This window comes from Nonomuraea jabiensis (assembly GCF_014204795.1).
GTDB lineage: Bacteria > Actinomycetota > Actinomycetes > Streptosporangiales > Streptosporangiaceae > Nonomuraea > Nonomuraea jabiensis.
In genome coordinates this window covers 12,423,338-12,443,714 of record NZ_JACHMB010000001.1, presented here as the reverse complement: position 1 = coordinate 12,443,714, position 20,377 = coordinate 12,423,338, and the positions used below count along the sequence as shown (strand labels likewise).

Here is a 20,377-nt window from a genome sequence, read left to right as displayed (position 1 = left end):
GGGTGTGTACGCCTGAGGTGTCGTCGGTGCCCCTGCAGCAGGCCCTGCGCCATCAGTACACCGCGTTTGCGAACTTCTTCGCCGGGCGCGCCAAATACCCCCGCTTCAAGTCTCGGCACGGCCGTCAGTCGGCTACCTACACCCGCTCGGCATTCCGCTGGAAGGACGGACGGCTGCATCTGGGGAAGATGGAGGGCCCGCTGGAGTTCGTCTGGTCCTGGCCCGGCATCGACCCCGCCTCGATCGAGGCGACGACCGTGACCATATCTCGTGCTCCAGACGGTCGCTGGTACATCTCCCTGTCCGTCGAGGCCGACGACAAAGGCATGCGGCTTCCCCCGACCGGTGAAGCGGTCGGCGTGGATCTTGGCGTGCGCGACTTCGCCGTGACCTCCGGCGGCGAGCGGATCGCCAACCCGCGTCATCTTGAACGTAAGGCTCGTAACCTGGCCCGTTACCAGCGGCGCATGGCGCGCAAGCAGCCTGGGTCGGCCAACCGGGCCAGGGCCAAGCTGAAGGTCGCTCGCGCGCACACCGAGGTCCGTGACGCCCGTTCCGACTTCCTGCACAAGACCACCACGCGGTTGGTCCGCGACAACGACGTGATAGTGGTCGAAGACCTCGCCGTGACGAACATGGTCCGCAACCGTTCCTTGGCGCGGGTGATCTCAGACTGCGGGTGGGGCGAGTTCCGTCGTCAGCTCGAATACAAGACCGCCGCGTACGGCCGTCGGCTGATCGTGATCGACCGCTGGTACCCATCGTCCAAGACCTGCAGCTGCTGTGGGCATCTGCTCGTCGAGTTGAAGCTTGGCGTGAGGCACTGGAGGTGCCCTGCTTGCCGCACCTGGCACGACCGGGATGTCAACGCGGCGAAGAACATCCTGGCCGCTGGTCGAGCGGTGACGGCCTGTGGAGCCGATGTAAGACATTCCGGGTCTCGCCGGGTGCGGTCGGCTGTGAAGCAGGAAACCCAGCCCGCGAGGGCCGGAACTCCCGCCTTTGGCCTTTAGGCGGGAGACGAAGTCAACTTTGCGATGCGCGGTCTGCCGGCCGGTGTCCCGTCATGGCCGGACAATCCTTATGGTGTCTAGCATGTACGAGATCACCGTGCTGCAGATGCCGGACGACTTCGAGGGCGAGGTCGTCGCGACGCTGGTCTCCAGGAAGACGGGATCCCGCAGGGCGGTGCTCTACCTGCACGGGTTCACCGACTACTTCTTCCAGGACCACCTCGCCGACCACTACGTCCAGCGCGGCATCGACTTCTACGCTCTCGACCTGCGCAAATACGGGCGTTCGCTGCTGCCGCACCAGACCAGGGGCCTGATCAGGAGCGTCACCGACTACTTCCCCGAGATCGACGAGGCCGTCCGCATCGTCAGGCAGGACCACGACGAGCTGACGATCAACGCCCACTCGACCGGCGGCCTGGTCGCCTCCCTGTGGGCCGACCGGGTCCGCGGGCGGGGGCTGGTGCAGGGGATGGTGCTCAACAGCCCGTTCTTCGACCTGAACGTGCCCGCCCCGCTGCGCCTGGCCGCCGACCTGTTCAAGACGCCCCTGTCGTACACGCGGTGGGCGCTCCCGCTGGGGGTCAGCACCGTCTACGGGCAGACGCTGCACCGCAGCGCGGGCGGAGAGTGGGACTACGACCTGGAGCTCAAGCCGCTGGGCGGCTTCTCCGTGCACGCCATGTGGCTGGCCGCCATCCGCCGGGCGCAGCGGCGGCTGCACGCGGGACTCGCGGTGGACGTGCCGGTCCTCGTGCTGGCCTCCGCCAACGGGCTGCGGGTACGCGACCTCGTCCCCGAGGCCCGCTCGGCCGACATCGTGCTCGATCCCCGGCACATCGCCCGCTGGTCCACCTCGCTCGGCCCGCACGTCACCTGCGTGCGCATCCCGGACGGCCTGCACGACCTGGTGCTGTCGGCCGAGCCGGCGCGCAAGCAGGTCTTCGCCGAGCTGGACCGCTGGATGGACGCCTATCTCGCGCCGCAGCCGGCCGGCCAGGACGGGTAGCGGGCCGGCGCCCGCGTCTACCAGGGGGTCTACCAGGGGAAGGAGAACAGCCCGTAGTAGGCCGCCGCCACCAGCAGCAGTCCCGTGCCGCCCAGCACGCCGGCGACCGCCACGTGCTGCCAGCGGCCGGGCCGCATGCCCTCGCGCAGGGCCGACACGAACGCCGCCACGGCCGTCACCTCCTGGATCAGCATGAGCGCCGCCAGGAGCCGCACGATCAGCCAGCCGGCCAGCACGGCCGGCCAGGCGCCCGCCTGGTTGACCGAGAACAGCACCAGCAGGATGATGAACGCGATCACCGAGGCCAGCAGGCCCACGCCCGTCCAGACCATCCGGCTGAGCCGGCGCCTGATCGGGGGCCACAGCCTGGCGTTGGTCTCGGCGGGGACGAGGGGGCGGCCGCGCAGGCGTACGACCATGGCCGCGATGGGGCCCGCCACGTAGCCGACGGCGGCCAGGCAGATCGTCAGCCCGAGCATCGTGCCGCCCGCGTACCAGGGGGCGGCCGGCACGTCGCTGGCCTCGAACCGCTGCACCGGCGTGGCGCCCGCCATGTGCAGGGCGGGCCGCGCGGTGCCGGGCAGGCCGGTGATCCAGTTGGCCATGGTCTCGAGGTAGCCCTTGGTGAACGGGCCGCCGCTCACCCGCATGGCGTGGTCGCCCATGGCCATGAAGCGGATCGTGTAGTCGTCGTTGCCCGCTCGGTTCATGCCCTTGATGAGCGCCTGCGTGGACTCGACGAACGGGATCGAGGGGTCGGTGGTGCCGTAGAAGGCCAGGACCGGCTGTTTGATCCCGCTTAACGCCGGCAGCGCGTCATATCTGAGGAAGTTGAAGCCGACCCCGCCCATGGCCCTGGTCAGCAGGTCACGCGCGCCGATCGGGGCCCGCAGCCGGAGCAGCTGCTCGTTCAGCGCCCAGGCGACCTGGCGCAGCGGGGAGACGTTCGGGGACGACACCAGGATCACGAACCCCACCGCCGTGCTCTTCGCCGCGGCGATCGGCACCACCCAGCCGCCCTCGCTGACCCCCCACAGGCCGATGCGCGCCGGATCGACCTCCGGGCGCGTCCGCAGGAGCTCCACCATGCGCAGGGCGTCGTCGGCGAGCAGCGAGAAGTCCCGCTGGCGGAAGTTGTAGCCGACCGTGCGCTTGTCGAACGCGATCGTCACCACGCCCGCCTTGGCCAGGAACTCCGCCTGCGGCGTGAACTCCGTCCGCGACCCGTTGCCCGACCCCGACACGAACACCATCGCCGGGTGCCGCCCAGGCGTCATCGGCAGCCGGAGCGTCCCGTCCAGGCGCTGGCCCTCCGCCGAGACGGAGATCTCCTCCCTGCGGACGGAATCGACCGCCACCACCGGCCGCAGCTCGCTCGCGGGCTGCGCCGGGATCGTCTGGAAGGCTGGATCGACCTTGAGCGGTGGCGGATCGAACGCGGGCGGCAGCACGTATCCGACCGTCGCGAGAGCCACCAGCACCAGACCGGCGGCGACGCTCAAGGTGCCACGGCCAGTGCGCATCGGCCTCCCCATGTGCGTTGGTTTGCCCGCCGATCTTCTAGACTACTCCCGGCCTGCGGGACAGATGAGGCCACATTTGTCGGTGAGAGCTGTTAGCTTCCTGCGACATGCGGATCCTGCACACCTCGGACTGGCATCTGGGGCGGTCGTTCCATCGCGAGAGCCTGCTCTCGGCGCAGGAGGCGTTCGTCGACCACCTGGTGGAGACGGTCCGGGCGGAGCAGGTCGACGTCGTCGCGGTCGCGGGCGACGTCTACGACCGGGCGCTGCCGCCGGTCGACGCGGTCGCGCTGCTGGACTCGGCGCTCGGGCGGCTGCGCGCGGCGGGGGCGCGGGTGGTGCTGATCAGCGGCAACCACGACTCGGCGCTGCGGCTGCGCTTCGGCTCGGCCCTCTTCGAGGCCGCCGGGGTGCACGTGCGCACCTCGCCCGACCTCTCCTGGGAGCCGGTGCTGATCGACGGTGTGGCCTTCTACGGCATCCCCTACCTGGAGCCCGAGCTGGTCCGCCACGCCTGGGAGCTGCCCGACCGGAGCCACACGGCCGCCATCACGTACGCGATGGACCGCATCAGGGCCGACGCCGCCCGCCACCGCGCCTCGGTGGTGCTGTCGCACTGCTTCGTCGTCGGGGGCCAGGCCAGCGACAGCGAGCGCGACATCAGCGTGGGCGGGGTGGCCCACGTTCCCCTGTCGGCCTTCGACGGGGTGTCCTATGTCGCGCTGGGCCACCTCCACGGGCGGCAGCGCATGTCGGAGACGGTGCGTTACTCGGGGTCGCCGCTGGCGTACTCGTTCTCGGAGGTCGGCCACGTCAAGGGCTCGTGGCTGGTCACGCTCGGCTCGGGGGTCGACTTCGTGCCGGCGCCGGTGCCGCGGCCCGTGGGGCGGCTGCGGGGCGAGCTGGAGGAGCTGCTGACCTCCGCCCGGCACACCCCGTACGAGGACCACTGGCTGCACGTCACCCTCACCGACGCCGTCCGCCCCAAGTCGGCCATGGACCGGCTGCGCGCCCGCTTCCCCCACACCCTCGCCCTGTCCTTCGACCCGGTCGGCGCCGCGCCCGCCGCCCAGCCCGTACGGCTGAGCGGGCGGCCGGAGGCGGAGGTGGCCCTCGATTTCGTCAGGGAAGTACGCGGCGAGCCTGCCGCACGTGACGAGGAAGACCTGCTAAGACAGGCGATCGAGGCGTCGAGGGTGAAGGAGACGATGGCGTAGATGCGGCCGCACCGGCTCTCGCTGACGGCGTTCGGGTCGTTCCCGGGCACCGAGACGGTCGACTTCGACGCGCTGGCCGAGGCGGGCCTGTTCCTGATCCAGGGGCCCACGGGGGCGGGCAAGACCACCATCCTCGACGCGCTCTGCTTCGGCCTCTACGGTCAGGTGCCCGACCCGCAGCGCAACGACGCCCGCAGCCTCCGCTGCGACCACGCCCCGCCCTCGGCCGGGCCCTCGGTCACGCTGGAGGTGTCCATCCGCGGGCGGTTACTCCGCATCCAGCGCTCGCCGTCCTGGCAGCGGCCCAAGCTGCGCGGGACGGGGTTCACCGAGGAGAAGCCCAAGGTCGTCGTCTCCGAATGGCGCGGGTCGGAGTGGCAGGGCCTGACCACCCGCCTGGACGAGGCGGGCGACCTGATCGGCGGGCTGCTGGGCATGAACGCCGCCCAGTTCTGCCAGGTGGCGATGTTGCCTCAGGGCAATTTCGCCAAGTTCCTGCGGGCCGAGGGGGAGGAGCGCCGCAAGCTGCTGGAGCGGCTCTTCTCGGTCAAGGTCTTCACGCAGGCGGAGTCGTGGCTGGCCGAGCACCGCAAGCTGGCCTTCCGGGAGGCGCAGGAGCTCCGGCAGGAGGTCGACTTCGCCGTCCAGCGGGTCGAGGAGGCGGCGGGCGACGACCTGGACGCAGCCTTCTTGCCCGAGGACGACCCCCTGCGGTGGGCGGGGGCGCTGCTCGACGCGGCGCGGGCCGTCGTGGCCCGGGCGGGCGAGGAGCACGAGGCGGCCGGGCAGGCCGCGCGTTCGGCGCGGCTGCGGTTCGAGCAGGCCGCCGCGCTGGCCGACCGGCAGCGCCGGCACGCCGAGGCGCTCACCATGCGCCGCACCCTTGACGAGCGGGCGGACGAACGGGCCGACCTGCAGGCCATCCTCGACGACGCGGCCAGGGCCGACCGCGTGCTGCCTCTCGTCACGGCGGTCAGGCAGCGTTCGGAGGCCGCCGCCAAGGCACGCGCGCTGGCCGCCGACGCCCTCGCCCGAGCCCGCCCCCTCCTCGCCCGGCAGGCGACCAGCACCACCGAGCACTCACCGGACGGCCCGCCTTCGGACGGCTCCTTCTCAGGTGGCTCTTCTTCGGACGGCTCCTTCTCGGACGGCTCGTCTCCGGACGGTCGCTCTCCGGCCGTTTCGGCCTCGGGCGGGCGCACGGTGGGTGAGCCATCAGCGGCTGAGCTGGCCGCGCTGGAGCGGGAGCGGCAGGCCGAGATCGCGCGGCTGTCGGAGCTGCTCACCGAGGAGGCCCGGCTGTCGGTGGTCCGGCGTGACCTGCTGCGCGTGGAGGAGGAGCTGGCCGGGCTGGTCGGCGCCGGCGAGGCCGTCGGCGCGCGGCTGGCCGCCCTGCCCGCCCTCATCGAGCAGGCCGAGAGCAGGCTGGCCGAGGCGCGCATGGACGCCGCCAGGATCCCGGCCGCGCAGGCCGTACGAGACGCCGCCGCCCACCTGATCGAGATCGACGACGAGCTGGCCAGGCTGGCCGCGGAGCTCGACGCGCTGGCGCAGCGCGAGGCCGAGGTGTCCGCCGCCGAGGCCGAGCTGCCCGAACGGATCGCCGACGCCGCCGCGGCCCTCGCCGAGGTGCAGGCGCAGGCGGCGGCCATCCCGGCGGCGGCGGCGGGGCTCGACGCCGCCAGGGCCGCGCTGGAGGCCACCCACCGCCGCGAAGCCCTGGCCGCGGAGCTGGAGGCGGCCGCCGCCGCCCACCAGGCGCTCGTGGACCACGCCCAGACGCTGCGCGAACGCTGGCTCGACCTGCGCCAGGCCCGCATCGACGGCATGGCGGCGGAGCTGGCCCGCGACCTGTCCGACGGCCGGCCCTGCGCGGTCTGCGGCTCGGACCACCACCCCGATCCCGCCTCCCCGGCCCCCAGCGCGCCTTCGGCCGACGACGAGCACGAGGCCGAGAGCGCCCACGAGGCCGCCCTGGCCCAGCGCGAGGCCGCCGAACGCGCCCTGGCCTCCCTCGAGTCCCGGCACGCCGACGCCGTCGAGGCCACCGGCGGGCTGGACGTCGAGACGGCCGAGGCGCAGGTGCTGGGGGCGGAGCAGGAGCTGGCCCGCCTCCAGGCGGTGGCCGACCGCGAGCCCGCGCTGGCCGCGGCGCTCGAACGCGTCGAGATCGAGCGCGAGCGAGTCAGGGACCAGGCCAGGGAGATCGCCGAGACCCTCGCCGGCCACCGCGCCCACCACACCCACCTGGAGTCCGAACGCACCCGCCTCCTCCAGACGGCCCTGCCCACCGCAGACCCGGACCCGGAGCCCGCCCGCGCGGACGGCCCGGGCGCGCTGGCTGGAGGGCCGGGGGCCGTGCGTCCGGATGGCCCGGGTGCGCTCGGCGGAGGCCCGGAGTCGGTTCCTCTGGACGGGCCGACGCCGGGCCGTCTGGACGGGGCGGCTGTGCTGGCGCGGGCCGAGCGGGAGTTGCGCAGGCTGCGGGCGTCGGCGGACGGGGAGCCGGTGCTGGCGCGGGAGGCGGCGGCGCTCCACCGGGAGCGGCTGGAGCTGGAGGAGGAGCGGCGCCGCGTCGAGGCGCGGCTGGCGTCGTACCGCACCCGGCATGAGGAGCTGAGCGGGGACGCCGGTCGGCTCGGCGCCCGGCTGGACGCGGCGCGGGGCGACGATCCCACCCTGGCCGCGCGCCTGTCGCGGCTGCACGACGAGGCCGAACTGCTGCGGGAGGCCCTGGAGGCCACGCAGGCGGCGGTGGCGGCCGTCGACGAGCTGGGCAGGGCCCGGCAGGCCGCGGAGGAGGCGGCGGCCGAGGCCGGGTTCGCGGACGTGCCGGAGGCGGAGGCGGCGTTCCGGAGTCCCGCGGAGCGGGAACGGCGGGCGGAGGCGCTGCGGCGGCTGGACGACGAGCACGCCGCCGTCACGAGCGTCCTGGCAGACCCCGAGCTGGTCGCTGCCGCCGCCGCGCCCGCGCCCGACCTGGCCTCGCTCGGGAGCGAACGCGACCGGCTGGAGGAGGCCCACACGAGGCTGTCGAGCGCCCGCGACCGGGCCGTGGCCAGGGCGGAGCGGCTGGCCCAGCTGCATGGCGAGCTGGCCGACCGCATCGAGCGCTGGCGCCCGGCGGCCGAGCGGCACCGGCTGGCCGAGCGCATGGCGGCGCTGGCCAGTGGCACGTCCGGCGACAACCAGTGGAGCATGAGCCTGTCGTCGTACGTGCTGGGGGAGCGGCTGCGGCAGGTGGTGGACGCCGCGAACGAACGGCTCGACCACATGTCGGCAGGCCGCTACCTGCTGCGCCACGACCTGCGCAAGACGGCCGGGTCCCGGGGGCGTTCCGGGGGCGGGCTGGGGCTGCGGGTGGCCGACGGGTGGACCGGCGTCGACCGCGACCCGGCCACGCTGTCCGGCGGCGAAAGTTTCATCACGTCACTGGCGCTGGCGCTGGGGCTCGCGGACGTCGTCACGGCCGAGGCCGGGGGCACCGAGCTGGGCACGCTCTTCGTGGACGAGGGCTTCGGCACCCTCGACGAGGACACCCTCGACGGCGTGCTCGACATCCTCGACGGGCTGCGCGACGGCGGGCGGGCCGTGGGCATCGTCAGCCACGTCGCCGAGCTGCGGTCAAGGATCACGGCCCAGCTCAAGGTCACCAAGACCCGCGCCGGGTCCACCGTGTCGCTGGCGGGGGTGGGCTGAGCGGCGACGGCCGCGCGATCTCGCGTAGATTGCTCGCACCGAACCCCGTGAAGGAGTGGAACCATGCGCGTCGTCGTCACCGGAGCCCATGGCAAGGTCGGCCGAGCGGCCGTCAAGGCGCTGGCCGAGGCCGGTCACGAGGTGACCGGCGTGGACCTCACGCGCCCGATCTGGGAGCGGCACGAGCCCGGCGAACCCGCCTACAAGCAGGCCGAGCTGACCGACGCCGGGCAGGCGTACGCCGTTGTTTACGGGGCCGACGCGGTCGTGCACGCCGCCGCCATCCCCGACCCCACCGCCAACGCGCCGCACGTGGTCTTCCAGAACAACCTGATGGCCACGTTCAACCTGATCGAGGCGGCGATCCGCCTCGGCGTCCCCCGCTTCGTGAACATCTCCAGCGAGACCGTCCCCGGCTACTTCTTCGCCGACCGCCCCTTCCTGCCCGACTACGCGCCGGTGGACGAGGAGCACCCGGCCCGGCCGCAGGACCCGTACGCGCTGTCCAAGCACTTCGGCGAGCAGCTCATGGACGCCGCGGTGCGCCGCTCCGACATCAGGTGCATCTCGCTGCGGCCGAGCTGGGTGCAGCACGAGGGCAACTACGAGCGCAACATCGGACCGCAGGTCCGCGACGCCGCCATGATCGGCGCGGGGCTGTGGAGCTACACCGACGTGTACGACCTCGCGGACGCGATCGTCCTGGCCGTCGAGTCCGACCTGCCGGGGCACGAGGTGTTCTACATCGCCGCGCCCGACAACGCGGGCGGGCACGACTTCGCCGCCAAGCTGCGGGAGCACTACGGCGACCGGATCGAGCTGCGGCCGCTGTCCCGCCCGGACTCCTCGGGCATCTCGTGCGACAAGGCCCACCGCCTGCTGGGCTGGACCCCGAAGCGGTCGTGGCGCGACTACCTGGACGAGAACGGCCGCACCCGCCAGGGGTGACGACACATCCCCGTCTCAGCGTTCGAGCGAGGCGATCAGCGTTCGAGCGAGGTGATCAGCTCCGGCAGCGTGGCCGGGTCGTGGAACAGGGTGGCGCCCAGACCGGCGAGGCGGTCGCCGGGGATGAGGCCGCCGGCGAAGGCCAGGCAGCGCATGCCCGCGCGCATCGCCGCGGTCACCCCGAACGGGCTGTCCTCCACCACCACGCACCGCTCCGGCTCGGCCCCCAGCGTGGCCGCCGCGTGCAGGAACAGGTCCGGCTCCGGCTTGCCCCTGGCGACGTCCTCGGCGCTGAACACCCGCCCGTCGAACCGCCCGGCCAGCCCCACGAGCTCGAGGCTGTGGCGGATCACGCTGTGCCGGCCGTTCGAGGCCACGCAGCTCGGCACGGCGAGCCGGTCGAGCGCCTCCTCGATGCCCCGGACGGCGCACAGCTCGGCCTTGACCGCCGCCATGTACTCGGCTCTGAGCTGCTCGCGCCAGCCCGGCGGCGTCTCGCCCACCTGCTCTTCCCAGTAGTCGTTCGTGCAGCCCACGAACCGCTCGATGTACTCCGTCTCGTCAATCGACCAGCCCAGGCGGCGCAGCGCCGCCGTACCCACGCGTACGGAGATCGGCTCGCTGTCCACGAGCACCCCGTCGCAGTCGAAGATGACAAGATCGACAGCCAAACCCGTTCCCTTCAGAGAGATCTTTCCGCAGGTGGTAGCTTCTTCGTATCGCTTTACAAGACGCTATTCCGCATAGTGAGACAAATGTGACAACGTCCCCCCAAGTCGCCGCGCCCAGCCGGTCAAGGATCGCGGCCGCCAGCCTCATCGGCACGGCGATCGAATTCTATGATTTCTACATTTACGGCACCGCGGCGGCCCTGGTGCTCAACACCGCCTTCTTCCCCGGCATGGACCCGGTGGCGGGCAGCCTGGCCGCGTTCTCGACCTTCGCGGTGGCGTTCCTGTCGCGCCCGCTCGGCTCGGCCCTGTTCGGGCACTGGGGCGACCGGGTCGGCCGCAAGTCCATGCTCGTGGTGTCGCTGCTGGTGATGGGGCTCTCCACGGTCGCCATCGGGCTGCTGCCCGGCTACGCGGCCATCGGCGTGCTCGCGCCCGTGCTGCTGGTGCTGCTGAGGTTCACGCAGGGCATCGGGCTCGGGGGCGAATGGGGCGGCGCGGCGCTGCTGGCCACCGAGCACGCGCCGCCCGGCAGGCGCGGGCTGTACGCGATGTTCCCGCAGCTCGGCCCGTCGGCCGGGTTCATCGTGGCGAACGGGCTGTTCCTCGTGCTGGGGGAGACGCTCAGCGACGCGCAGTTCGGGGAGTGGGGGTGGCGGCTGCCGTTCGTGGCGAGCCTGCTGCTGGTGATCGTCGGCCTGTACGTACGCCTCAAGATCTCCGAGACGCCGGTCTTCCAGGCGGCCATGGACCAGCACCGGATCGCCAAGGTCCCGATCGCCGGCCTCCTGCGGCACCAGTGGCGGCGCGTGCTCCTCGGCGCCGGCGCCATGACCGTCGCCTACACGCTCTTCTACACCGCCACCACCTACTGCCTGGCGTACGGCACCGCCACGCTCAAGATCCCGAAGACCACCATGCTCGGCCTGACCATGGCCGGCGTCGTGTTCATGGCCGCGGGCACGGTGGTCTCCGCGATGGTCTCCGACCGCCTGGGCCGCCGCCGCACCCTGCTCGCCGGGACGGGCGCGGCCGTCGTGTGGGGGCTGGTGATGTTCCCGCTGATGGAGACCAGGTCCGTGCTGCTGGTGGGCGTGGCGCTGGCGGGGGCGCTCGGCCTGATGGGGCTGGTCTTCGGGCCGATGGGCGCGTACCTGCCGGAGCTCTTCAAGACCCAGTACCGCTACAGCGGCGCCTCGGTGGCCTACAGCCTGGGCGGCGTGCTCGGCGGCGCGGTGCCGCCGCTGGTCGCCACGAGCCTGCAGGCCGGCGGGCTGGGCGTGATGGGCGTCGGCGCGTACGTCTCGGCGATGGCCCTGCTGAGCCTGCTCTGCCTGCTCGCCCTCCCCGAGACGGGCGAGGACAGCCTCTGAGAGGCCCTTCTACGAAGGGCGATAGTAGACGGTTGTAGACTCGCGCCATGACGCGTGCAGGTCAGCGGCTGCGTACGGGCGCCGCGGGAGTCGGGCTGGCTGTAGCACTGGCGAGCTGCGGTCAGGCGTCGCCGGAGCCCGGCGGTGCGGGGGAGTCCGACCCCGGCGTGGGCCATGTCCACGGCCTCGGCGTCGATCCCGCCGACGGAGCGCTCTATGTCGCGGGGCACTACGGGCTGTTCAAGGTCACATCCCCGACGACCATCACCCGGGTGGCCGACCGCGACCAGGACCACATGGGCTTCACGATCGCCGCCCCGAAGACCTTCCTGGCCAGCGGGCACCCTTCGGCGGAGGACGTCTCCCCGGACCGCCCGCCGCATCTCGGCCTCATCCGGTCGACCGACGCGGGGGTCACCTGGAAGTCGATCTCGGCGGACGGCTCGGCCGACTTCCACTCCATCCAACCCGCCGGCGACAACCTGTACGCCTTCGACAGCCAGACGTCGAAGATCTGGCGAAGCTCCGACGGCGGCACCACCTGGAGTCAAGGCGCCAAGGAGCAGGTCATCGACCTCGGGGCCGGCGCCGACCGGCCTTCGCGCGTCTACGCCACGACCCCGGACGGGCTGAAGGTCAGCGAAGACGGTGGCGTTAACTACACCGACATGCCGAAAGCGCCCCTGCTCAGCCATGTGGACGTGCTGCCGGGCGGGGCGCTGGTGGGAGCCGGCGCCGACGGGAAGATCCACACCAGCCAGGACGGCAGGACCTGGGCAGCCGCCGGAGAGCTGCCCGGCCGGGCCGCCGCGTTCACGGCAGTGGACCGGCAGCGACTGCTGGCCGCCATGGAGGACGGCACGGTGCTGGAATCCAAGGACGGCGGCAGAACGTTCGCCACCGCCTTCGCCGCCGCCGGCTGAACCGTCGACCGGCTGGGTGGCCGGGGCCTGGTGTCCACCGCCGGTGCAATCGGTGGAGGTCGGGAGGGCCGCGAATGGCTCTTCGACCTCACCGTTGCCACCGTGGAGGATGCCCTGCGGCCGGTGTCCCGTCTGCCTGCTCAGACGGCGGGACGGCCCAGGCCGCGCAGCTGGGCGGGGGTCAGCGCGGAGACGTTCTGGTCGATGGGGGAGTCGGTGTACTGGTGGATGGCCCAGGACTTCCAGTCGGCGGGCGGGGTGACCGTGCCCCTGCCCTTGCTGTAGTGGGCGACCCAGAGCGGGTACTGGGCCAGGCCTCTGCCGTAGGTGTTGGCGAAGTTCCAGCCGCTGTAGATCATCGGGGTGACGCCGGTCTTGGCCTTCACGTACGACAACCACGTCTTGGCCCAGGCGTTGACCTCGGCCACGGACTTGCCGTCGGTGGTCTCCAGGTCGAGGACCAGCAGGTCGCCGGGCTTGGTGGGCTGCGAGTTCACCATGGAGAGGAAGTACTCCGCCTCGGCGATGGGGTTGTTGCGGGGATGTCCGAAGTGGTACGCCCCGCGCACGATTCCCTTCTTGCCTAGTTCACGCCAGTGGCGGGCGAAGGAGGCGTCACGGAATTTCGTGCCCTCGGTGGCCTTGATGATGCCGAACTGGGCAGGGCTGGCATTCCAGTCGTACTGGGACTCGTACCTGGAGACGTCCACGCCGTAGGTGAGCGCTCTGGCGTCATGCTCAGCTCCGTGTGACGAGATGTGCTCGCTGGTCGAAGCTTGCGCGGTGCCGGTCACACCCGTGAACACGGTGGTTCCGGCCAGGATCACGCCGCCGATGGCGAGGCTGAGACGCTTGGCGGGAAGATCGAAGGGGGTCTTGAAGGAATGGGCGATTGCGGCAAGCCGAAAGTTGGGCATGCGGGTATTGACTCCTAGCTTCCATGCCGCCTACCGGGTTAGCTGACGGGTTCGGGACTGGAAGTGCCCTACGGGCGCAGCCCTGGGCTGGCGTCCGATTCACCCCGGAAAAATGGGATCCCCGGTTCCGCGAGGAGCGGATTCGGCGGCCGAACGCCGTCCCGAAGCTGCATCGGGACGGCGCACGGTCCGGTCAACGGAGCGGCAACGAGACAACGGAAGAGTTCGTCCAGAGGCGTGCCGCGACCCCGTAAAGGTATATATACCCCCACGGGGGATGCAAATAGGGCAAACCGGATCTCGGCCTATGGCCTCCCGGACAGGCGCTGAAATGCCGTCGTTGCAGGAGGTTCGGGGCTGGGTAAAGTTTGCGGGCCGCTTCCGGGCGGGCTTCACGACATGCCCTACCTCCACGAGAGCCGTACTGGCGAAACTCCGATCGCTGTCGGATGCGCTGGAATACCCTAGGCGGGTATAGCGCTTAGGGCGGCGTCAGGGTGTGCCGGGCTGTGGATCGCGGCCCGCACACCGACCTTCCACGTCAATGGGAGCCTGCGATGAGGAAGATGCCACTGGCGATCTGGGCGATGGTGCTGGGCGCCTTCGCGATGGGTGCCGACGAGTTCATCGTGGCCGGAGTCGTCCGGGAGATAGCCGACGCCCTCAATGTCTCGATCGGTGCTGTGGGCCATCTCGAGAGTGTCTACGCTCTCGGCGTGGCGATCGGCGCCCCGATCTTCACCGCGCTCGGCACCCGATTCGGGCGCCGATCGATGTTGCTGCTGACCACCGGTGTGTTCCTCCTGGGGAACCTGCTCTCGGCGGCCGGCCCCGGCTACGGAGCCATCATGATGGGCCGGGTCGTCTCCGCCATGGCGCATGGGGCGTTCCTGGGCATCGCCGCCGTGTTCGCCGCCGAGCTGGTCGACCCCGAGCGCAAGGGTCGCGCCGTGGCCGTCGTGTTCTCCGGCCTGACCGCCTCCACCATCCTCGGCGCGCCGATCGGTGCGGCGGTCGGTCAGGTGCTCGGCTGGCGATTCACGTTCTGGACCCTCGTGATCTTCGGTGGCCTGGCGCTGCTGGGCCTGCTCGCCGCCCTGCCCAGGAAGGTGGAGGAGCATGGGCACCACGACGCGCACGTGGGAGGCGAGTTCGAGGGGCTGGACGCCCACGCACTGGCTCACTTGGGAGGCGGCGGTCAGGGGCCGTCCATGCGAGAGCAGGTGGCCGCGCTCAGGCGACCGGCCGTGTGGGGGGCGCTGCTGACCACGATGCTCGGGTACGGCGGCGTCTTCACCAGCTACGTCTACATCTCTCCCCAGCTCACCGAGGTGACCGGATTCGACCCTGCCTGGGTCACGCCCTTGCTGCTGCTCTTCGGGGTCGGCCTGTTCGCCGGCAACACCCTCGGCGGGCGGCTCGCCGACAGGAAGGTCATGCCCGCCGTCCTGGGCACTCTCGGTGCGCTGGAATCGCCCTGTTCGCCATGAACGTCGCGATCGAGAGCAAGGTGGCCACCGTCGCGATGATGCTGCTGTTCGGCACCGCGGCCTTCGCGGTGGTGGCGCCGCTGCAGCTGAGGGTGATGACGGCGGCCGGGCACGCGCCCGATGTGGCCTCGGCGGCCAACATCTCCGCCTTCACCCTGGGCAGTGCCATCGGCATCTACCTCGGAGGTGCTGCCATCGACGGCGGCCTCGGGCTGACCTCGGTCAACTGGGTTGGCGGCCTGCTGACCAGCGCCGGACTACTCACCGCTTTGATCACCTGGGCGACCCTCGATCGGCGGCAGCCGGCTGGGTCCCATCATCACGAGCTCGCCGCACACCATCACTGACAGCCACCAGAAGATCTCCCCGACCCTCGGCGGGCCGGGGAGATCTCACGTTCGGCCCGGTCGATGGCCACAAGGTGCGCGGTCCCCTTGACCGTCCGCACTCCCTGTGCTCCGTAGTCGCATGGTGTCGCGTGGACAGCTGTCGGCCACGTGCGCCGCTGGGCGGACCAGCCGCATTCAGAGCAGAAACGCCGACCGCTCGGGCCGTCCTCCGCCGAGGTGTGGACCCGCGTCACCGGCGGAAAAACTGGCCGAGTACGCCGCCGAGATCAAGGCCGCGATGGACAAGTGGGCGGAGCGCCGGCTGCCCGACGACGGCCGGGAGCGCGGCACCGTCTTCACCCTCGCCCGCCCAGTGCCAGGCCGACCGTGACGATCAACGAGGGCCGGTCACCTCACCACCGGTACAGGGCGATCCATCGGCACCGGTCGCTTACGACGCCGGAGAACGTGCCGGACGCATCGGACCGGAACTGCGTCCGCCCCTCCGGAGGCGGCCGGCGTGCCCAAGGAAGGGGCGCTTTCATGACGCGGACGGTGGCCGCTCGCGGGCCTGGCGCGCCAAATACAAGATCACCACGTACGGCGGCACGACCGGGCCGTTCCAGCCAAAAGGGGGTCGACGCTGCCCCGCGCGCGGGATCGACGGGCACTGCGAGCGGGGTGAGGACGACCTCGGCGGGGGCGCTCAAGGTGAGCGCCCGACCGTCGAGGTCGTGCTCGGCGGCCCGAGGACGTTCTTCCCCGAGCGTCAGACGAGGCGGGTGACCTCGCCGGTGTCGATCGAGTAGTACGCGCCGATGACCTTGAGCCGGCCCTTGGCGATGCGCGGCGCGAAGAGCTTGTCCTTCTTGAGCTGCTTCACCACGTCGATGGTGTTGATGCGAATCATCTTGTCGACGTCGCCACCCGAACGCTTGTAGGCCGAACGCAGGGCGGAGGCGATCGTGTCCAGCTCTCCGGGCAGCTTCTTGTGGTCGTGCAGCGACTCGGCGGCGGCCGTGACGGCGCCGCAGCGCTGATGGCCGAGCACGACCACGAGCGGGGTGCCGAGCTCGGCCGGACCGTACTCGGCGGCGCCCGTCACCAGCGGGTCAATGGTCTGCGCGGCGGTCCGCACCACGAAGAGGTCGCCCAGGCCGGTGTCGAAGACTAACTCTGGAGCGACGCGCGAGTCGATGCACGAGAAGACGACCGCGAACGGGTCCTGCTTCTCCGCTACTTCCTTGCGCCGGGCCGCGTCCTGGTGCGGGTGGGTGGCGGTGCCGTCCACCCAGCGCCGATTGCCCTCGCGCAGCGTCGCCCACGCCTCGGCCGGGGTGGCTGGACGCTGGTCCGGGGCGGTGTTCGAGGGCTGAGCGGTGCGGGCGAACGCGGCGGTGCTCGCGGAGGCCACGCCGGTCAGGAGGCCTCCGGTGACGATGCCGGCGCGCAGGAGAGCACGCCGGTTGATCATGTGATTTGGCATGGAACAGGAGTATGCGCCGCTCTTATATCGATGCGCCAGAATATGTAACGCTCATCACAGGTGAGGTTGCACGTTGTCATATTCGGCCGGCAAAAATCGGCGTCCGCGACGCGGCGGTGCCGGCGGCTTGGTCACCGTGGGGAAGTCGCCGGCCCGTGTGGGGGAGCCTACGGGGCGGGGGCTCGGAGGAGGGCTTCGGCGAACACGCGTGCGGCCTCGCCGAGCAGGGGCAGGGCGTTGCCCGGCGCGTCCTGGAGCGATGGAGGAGTGCGACCGAGGCCCCCTCTTCCCCTGTGCCTCTTGCACAGGCCCGCCCGTCAAGCGAGCGCCCCCAGGCGGCGGGCCGCTAAGTGACCGTCACGGGCCCGCCCGTCAAGCGGGCGCCCGCAAGCAGCGGGCCCGTCAAATGACCGCCACGGAGGCGGTGGGCCCGTCAGATGAGCGCTGCCGCGGTCCTGTCGACGTAGGCGGCCAGGGCGCGTACCCGGTCGGCGTGCTGGTCGTGTCCGACGATCACCGGCGGCTCGTTGTACGGCATCGCGTCCGACGACCGCCGCAGCTTGATGTACTGCCCGCAGGCGTCGATCGCGTACGGCTCCATGTCGTCCTGCAGCGCCCCGATCACGGTGATCCCGTACGTCTCCCCGATCCGCCGGAAGAGCGCGACCGCTTCCCTGCGGTGTTCCTTGCCCAGGTTGCGGCCGAGTTCGTCGAGGACCAGGCACAGGTGACCGCCTCCGGATGAGGCGATGGCCGCGGCGCACACCAGCTTGACGGCCTTCTCGTCCATGAGTGCGGTGTTGGCCCGCCGGTTGTACGGCACGAACCCCTGCCCCTCGCCGCGCCGCCACTTCGGTGTCACCCGCCACTGCCAGCGCTGTTCGGGGTCGGCGGGCGCGGGCGGCACCGGGAACTCCAGGGTCGCGCCGTAACCCCCGTACGAGGTGTCGAGCTTCTCGAACTCCTCGGCCACCCGCGTGAGCCGCGCCTTGATCGCCGCCGTCAGCGCCGCCCGGTGTACGGCCGTGGACTGCGCCGCCTCCTCGGCGCCCCTGGCCGCCGCCGACAGGTCGCGCTGCCGGGAGACGACCTGCGCCTCGATCTGGCGGCGCTGGTGCCGTTCGTACTCCTCCTGGCCCCGCAGGTAGGACGCCAGCGCCCCGCACACCGCCGCGAACGTCGCCTGCTCCCGCGCCGTGCTCCCGCTCCGCTCGCTCAGCAGGAACCGCAGCTCCTCGGGGATCTCCGCGTCCTCCTCCGGGAACGTGTCGCGCAGGGCCTGGTCGAAGTGGCGTTCGGCGATCCGCCACCACTCCTCGGCCGCACGCGGCCGCTCCTCCTCGGGCAGCGCGTTCAGCCATTCGCGGGCGGTCTCGACCGTGCCGCCCCAGTCGGCGGCCAGCGCGTCGAGCTTGAGCGCCTCGCGTTCGGCGCCGACCTTGGCCTCCTGGTCGCGTGCCTGCGTTCGCTCGGCCTCGTGCCGGTGCCGCCGCCCCTCCAGGCGTTCGATCTCCATGTCCCTGGTCCTGGCCCGGAAGTCGAGCGCACCGGCGTGCCGCTCGGCCTCGGCCACCTTCGGCGCCAGCTCCCCGATCGCCGCGTTCAGCTCGGTCAGCCTGGCCCGCCGCTCGCCCAGCTTCGCCTCCAGCTCGGCCAGGCGCACCCCGGCCCTGGCCCCTTCCAGCCGCCGCTGCGCCTCCGCGACGTCCTCTTCTCCGTCGCGTACGGCCTGCGCCGCCGTCTCCTGGACGTCCTTGGCCCGGTTGAGCCGCAGCTCGGCGGCCTTGATCCGAGCCTCCCGCCCGGTCGCCACCCCGTCGAACGCCCCCACGACGCTCACCCCGGCCGAGCTGACCAGCACGGACCCGGGCAACTCGGCCAGGGCGGCAGCGGCGTCGTCGAGCTGCGCGGCGTCCACGATCACCGCATGCTCATTCGGCCACCCCCGCAAATCCCCCAACGCCACTCCCGCCACCTGGCCAGCACCGCCGCCGGGCGCCTTCCCGTAGCGTGCTTTGAGGGCGGCGCCGAGCGCCTCGGGGGTGGCCGAGGTCGTCCCGCGTAGTGCCTGGCTTCCACCGGCGGACTGTGCCGGGGGTGTGTGGGCGGCGTCGCGGGCCTGCTCGGCCACGTCGAGCGCGTCCAGCAGGCCGGTCGCGCCGATGCCCGCCGCCGCCAGCGCGTTGAGCTGGGCCGCCGCCGGACCGCCCTCGGCGTCGTCCAGCGCCGCCTGCGCCGAGGACACCTCCTGGTCGGCCACCCCGAGCGCCTTGAGCGCCTCGTTCAGCCGCAGCCGGACCTCCCGCAGCTCCCGCTCCGCCGTGGGCACGTCACGCCCGTCCGCGAACCTGCGCGTCTCCTCCAGCGCCGGGATCAGACCGCGCAGCTCGTCGGCGGAGTTCTCGGCCACCGCACGGTCGGCGTCCAGCTTGGCCGCCCGCGCCTGCAGCGCCGCCAGTTCCTTGCGGGCCTGCGAGACCTGCCGGTCGAGGGTGTCCTCCCGCAGCGTGGCGATCTCCGCCTTGACCATGGCGATCGCCTCGGCCGCCGCCTCTCCGGCCGCGCGGTGCCGTTCCAGCTCGGCGGCCAGCGCCTCGTCCTTGCCCGCCGCGTCGGCCAGCTTGCGCGCCTGCCTGCCGCGCCAGCACCGCAGCGCGTCCGCCAACCGGATCCTCGCCTGATCACGCCGGTCGAACGTGGTCAGCAGCGCCTTCGACTCCATCTCGAACTCCGCCAGCCGTTCGGCCGCCTGCGCGGCGCGCACCCGCTTGGCATGCTCGTCGCGGCGGGCCTCCCGCTCCTGCTCCAACTCGGCGTCGAGGCCGGTGAGGGCCGCGATGGCCTCGAAGACGCGTTCGGGGGAGATCTCGTTGAGCGGCTGGGAGAGCAGGTTCGTGGCCACCTTGCTCCGTACGGAGGTGGACAGGAACGACACGCACCTGACCCGGTCGCCGTAGAGCACCTTGGTGAGGTCGCGCGCCACCACGTCGCGCCGCCCGGCCGACTTCGGCAGCGTCGCCCAGATCTCGTCGGCCCGTGCCACCCGCTCGGCCTCGGACGGGGAGGCCGCCAGATGCACCCCTTCCCGCCACCGGATCTCCAGGTGCGGCGCCTCCTGGTTGACCTTGAGCCACACGGTGAGCGCCCCGCCCGAGGTGTCGGGCACCTCGAACAGCTCACCACTCAGCTCGGCCCCGGCCACCTGACTCTCGAGCACGAACTCGCCTTCCCCAGAGCCGCCCCCGTGCCCGGAGCCGCCCCCGTGCCCGGAGCCGCCCCCGTCACCTGCGACGGCCGCACCGTCCGTGGCCGCTCCGTCGCCCGCCCCACCGGCCGGAAGAGCGCCCGTTGGCGCCGCCTCCGCCGTGTCGTACGGGGCGAAGCCATCCATGCCGGGCGGGCCGAAGACGCCCACGATGTAGCCGTGGTCGGCGCTCGCCCACTGGCGGGCGCCCGCGCCGCTGGCCAGTTCGGCGTTGAAGAGCAGCTCCGACACCGCCTTGGCGCCCGAGGCGAAGCGCCACTGCTCGTCCCCGAGCAACGCCGTGATCGAGGCGATGAACGACGACTTGCCCGCGCCGTTGGAGTCCTTCGGCCCGGCACCCGCCACGACGATGAGCGTGCCGGGGACGGTGGGCACCGGATGGGTCGACAGCCGCGAAATGTTGACCGCCTGCACAGCGATCAGCACCCGGTCTCCGACGACGTTCTCCACCTGCGACACCTGTTACCCCCGTAGTCCTTCCATCCGTCATGACGCTGAATCTGTGTGCCGTCGC

The 20,377-nt window shown here is 71.8% G+C and carries 14 protein-coding genes and 1 riboswitch; of the genes, 9 read left to right on the top strand and 5 right to left on the bottom strand.

Going from position 1 to position 20,377, the window contains the following annotated elements:
• The first annotated feature begins 26 nt into the window (after window positions 1-26).
• Together HD596_RS56675 and HD596_RS56670 are read left to right on the top strand one after the other, a co-directional pair.
• Window positions 27-1,013, top strand: a complete 987-nt coding sequence (locus tag HD596_RS56675) for an RNA-guided endonuclease InsQ/TnpB family protein (RefSeq protein ID WP_376776130.1) — start codon at window positions 27-29, stop codon at window positions 1,011-1,013.
• A gap of 82 nt (window positions 1,014-1,095) precedes the next feature.
• Window positions 1,096-2,022 (top strand): alpha/beta hydrolase, encoded by a 927-nt coding sequence (locus HD596_RS56670; protein WP_246555499.1) that lies wholly within the window; start codon window positions 1,096-1,098, stop codon window positions 2,020-2,022.
• A gap of 29 nt (window positions 2,023-2,051) precedes the next feature.
• Here the strand turns inward: HD596_RS56670 and HD596_RS56665 are convergent, their stop codons facing one another.
• Complete coding sequence (locus tag HD596_RS56665; RefSeq protein WP_185077629.1) at window positions 2,052-3,545, bottom strand: alpha/beta hydrolase family protein; 1,494 nt, start codon at window positions 3,543-3,545, stop codon at window positions 2,052-2,054.
• A gap of 107 nt (window positions 3,546-3,652) precedes the next feature.
• Here HD596_RS56665 and HD596_RS56660 point away from each other — a divergent pair, with 107 nt between their 5' ends.
• The 3 genes from HD596_RS56660 to HD596_RS56650 all read left to right on the top strand — a co-directional run bounded on the left by HD596_RS56660 (window position 3,653) and on the right by HD596_RS56650 (window position 9,409).
• The gene (locus HD596_RS56660; RefSeq protein WP_185077628.1) at window positions 3,653-4,762 is read left to right on the top strand and encodes an exonuclease SbcCD subunit D; all 1,110 of its coding nucleotides are present in this window, start codon (window positions 3,653-3,655) and stop codon (window positions 4,760-4,762) included.
• A complete protein-coding gene (locus tag HD596_RS56655; RefSeq protein WP_185077627.1) occupies window positions 4,763-8,461 on the top strand; it encodes an AAA family ATPase in 3,699 nt (1,232 codons plus the stop codon).
• 63 nt (window positions 8,462-8,524) lie between these two features.
• The gene (locus tag HD596_RS56650) at window positions 8,525-9,409 is read left to right on the top strand and encodes an NAD-dependent epimerase/dehydratase family protein (protein WP_185077626.1); all 885 of its coding nucleotides are present in this window, start codon (window positions 8,525-8,527) and stop codon (window positions 9,407-9,409) included.
• A gap of 35 nt (window positions 9,410-9,444) precedes the next feature.
• Here the strand turns inward: HD596_RS56650 and HD596_RS56645 are convergent, their stop codons facing one another.
• The gene (locus tag HD596_RS56645; RefSeq protein WP_185077625.1) at window positions 9,445-10,080 is read right to left on the bottom strand and encodes an HAD family hydrolase; all 636 of its coding nucleotides are present in this window, start codon (window positions 10,078-10,080) and stop codon (window positions 9,445-9,447) included.
• Window positions 10,081-10,166: 86 nt separating this feature from the next.
• Between HD596_RS56645 and HD596_RS56640 the strand changes: the two genes are divergently transcribed.
• Window positions 10,167-11,453 (top strand): MFS transporter, encoded by a 1,287-nt coding sequence (locus HD596_RS56640; protein ID WP_313047329.1) that lies wholly within the window; start codon window positions 10,167-10,169, stop codon window positions 11,451-11,453.
• 47 nt (window positions 11,454-11,500) lie between these two features.
• A complete protein-coding gene (locus tag HD596_RS56635) occupies window positions 11,501-12,376 on the top strand; it encodes a F510_1955 family glycosylhydrolase (protein WP_185077624.1) in 876 nt (291 codons plus the stop codon).
• A gap of 140 nt (window positions 12,377-12,516) precedes the next feature.
• Here HD596_RS56635 and HD596_RS56630 read toward each other — a convergent pair whose 3' ends face one another.
• Window positions 12,517-13,293, bottom strand: a complete 777-nt coding sequence (locus HD596_RS56630) for a glycoside hydrolase family 25 protein (RefSeq protein ID WP_185077623.1) — start codon at window positions 13,291-13,293, stop codon at window positions 12,517-12,519.
• A gap of 12 nt (window positions 13,294-13,305) precedes the next feature.
• Window positions 13,306-13,451, bottom strand: a riboswitch (cyclic di-AMP (ydaO/yuaA leader).
• 399 nt (window positions 13,452-13,850) lie between these two features.
• Between HD596_RS56630 and HD596_RS56625 the strand changes: the two genes are divergently transcribed.
• Window positions 13,851-14,783, top strand: a complete 933-nt coding sequence (locus tag HD596_RS56625; protein ID WP_185077622.1) for an MFS transporter — start codon at window positions 13,851-13,853, stop codon at window positions 14,781-14,783.
• Complete coding sequence (locus HD596_RS56620) at window positions 14,780-15,130, top strand: MFS transporter (protein ID WP_185077621.1); 351 nt, start codon at window positions 14,780-14,782, stop codon at window positions 15,128-15,130. The genes HD596_RS56625 and HD596_RS56620 overlap by 4 nt, the downstream gene beginning before the upstream one ends.
• Window positions 15,131-15,881: 751 nt before the next feature.
• Here HD596_RS56620 and HD596_RS56615 read toward each other — a convergent pair.
• On the bottom strand, window positions 15,882-16,598 hold the full coding sequence (locus HD596_RS56615) for a carbonic anhydrase (RefSeq protein ID WP_221520075.1): 717 nt from the start codon (window positions 16,596-16,598) through the stop codon (window positions 15,882-15,884).
• A gap of 433 nt (window positions 16,599-17,031) precedes the next feature.
• Window positions 17,032-20,322 (bottom strand): coiled-coil domain-containing protein, encoded by a 3,291-nt coding sequence (locus tag HD596_RS56610; protein ID WP_185077620.1) that lies wholly within the window; start codon window positions 20,320-20,322, stop codon window positions 17,032-17,034.
• Between the last annotated feature and the right edge of the window lie 55 nt (window positions 20,323-20,377).

Coding starts and splice junctions, on each gene's coding strand:
- HD596_RS56615 (WP_221520075.1), bottom strand. CDS start 16,598: ATGCCAAATCACATGATCAACCGGCGTGCTCTCCTGCGCGCCGGCATC.
- HD596_RS56670 (WP_246555499.1), top strand. CDS start 1,096: ATGTACGAGATCACCGTGCTGCAGATGCCGGACGACTTCGAGGGCGAG.
- HD596_RS56635 (WP_185077624.1), top strand. CDS start 11,501: ATGACGCGTGCAGGTCAGCGGCTGCGTACGGGCGCCGCGGGAGTCGGG.
- HD596_RS56655 (WP_185077627.1), top strand. CDS start 4,763: ATGCGGCCGCACCGGCTCTCGCTGACGGCGTTCGGGTCGTTCCCGGGC.
- HD596_RS56660 (WP_185077628.1), top strand. CDS start 3,653: ATGCGGATCCTGCACACCTCGGACTGGCATCTGGGGCGGTCGTTCCAT.
- HD596_RS56650 (WP_185077626.1), top strand. CDS start 8,525: ATGCGCGTCGTCGTCACCGGAGCCCATGGCAAGGTCGGCCGAGCGGCC.
- HD596_RS56630 (WP_185077623.1), bottom strand. CDS start 13,293: ATGCCCAACTTTCGGCTTGCCGCAATCGCCCATTCCTTCAAGACCCCC.
- HD596_RS56665 (WP_185077629.1), bottom strand. CDS start 3,545: ATGCGCACTGGCCGTGGCACCTTGAGCGTCGCCGCCGGTCTGGTGCTG.
- HD596_RS56625 (WP_185077622.1), top strand. CDS start 13,851: ATGAGGAAGATGCCACTGGCGATCTGGGCGATGGTGCTGGGCGCCTTC.
- HD596_RS56620 (WP_185077621.1), top strand. CDS start 14,780: ATGAACGTCGCGATCGAGAGCAAGGTGGCCACCGTCGCGATGATGCTG.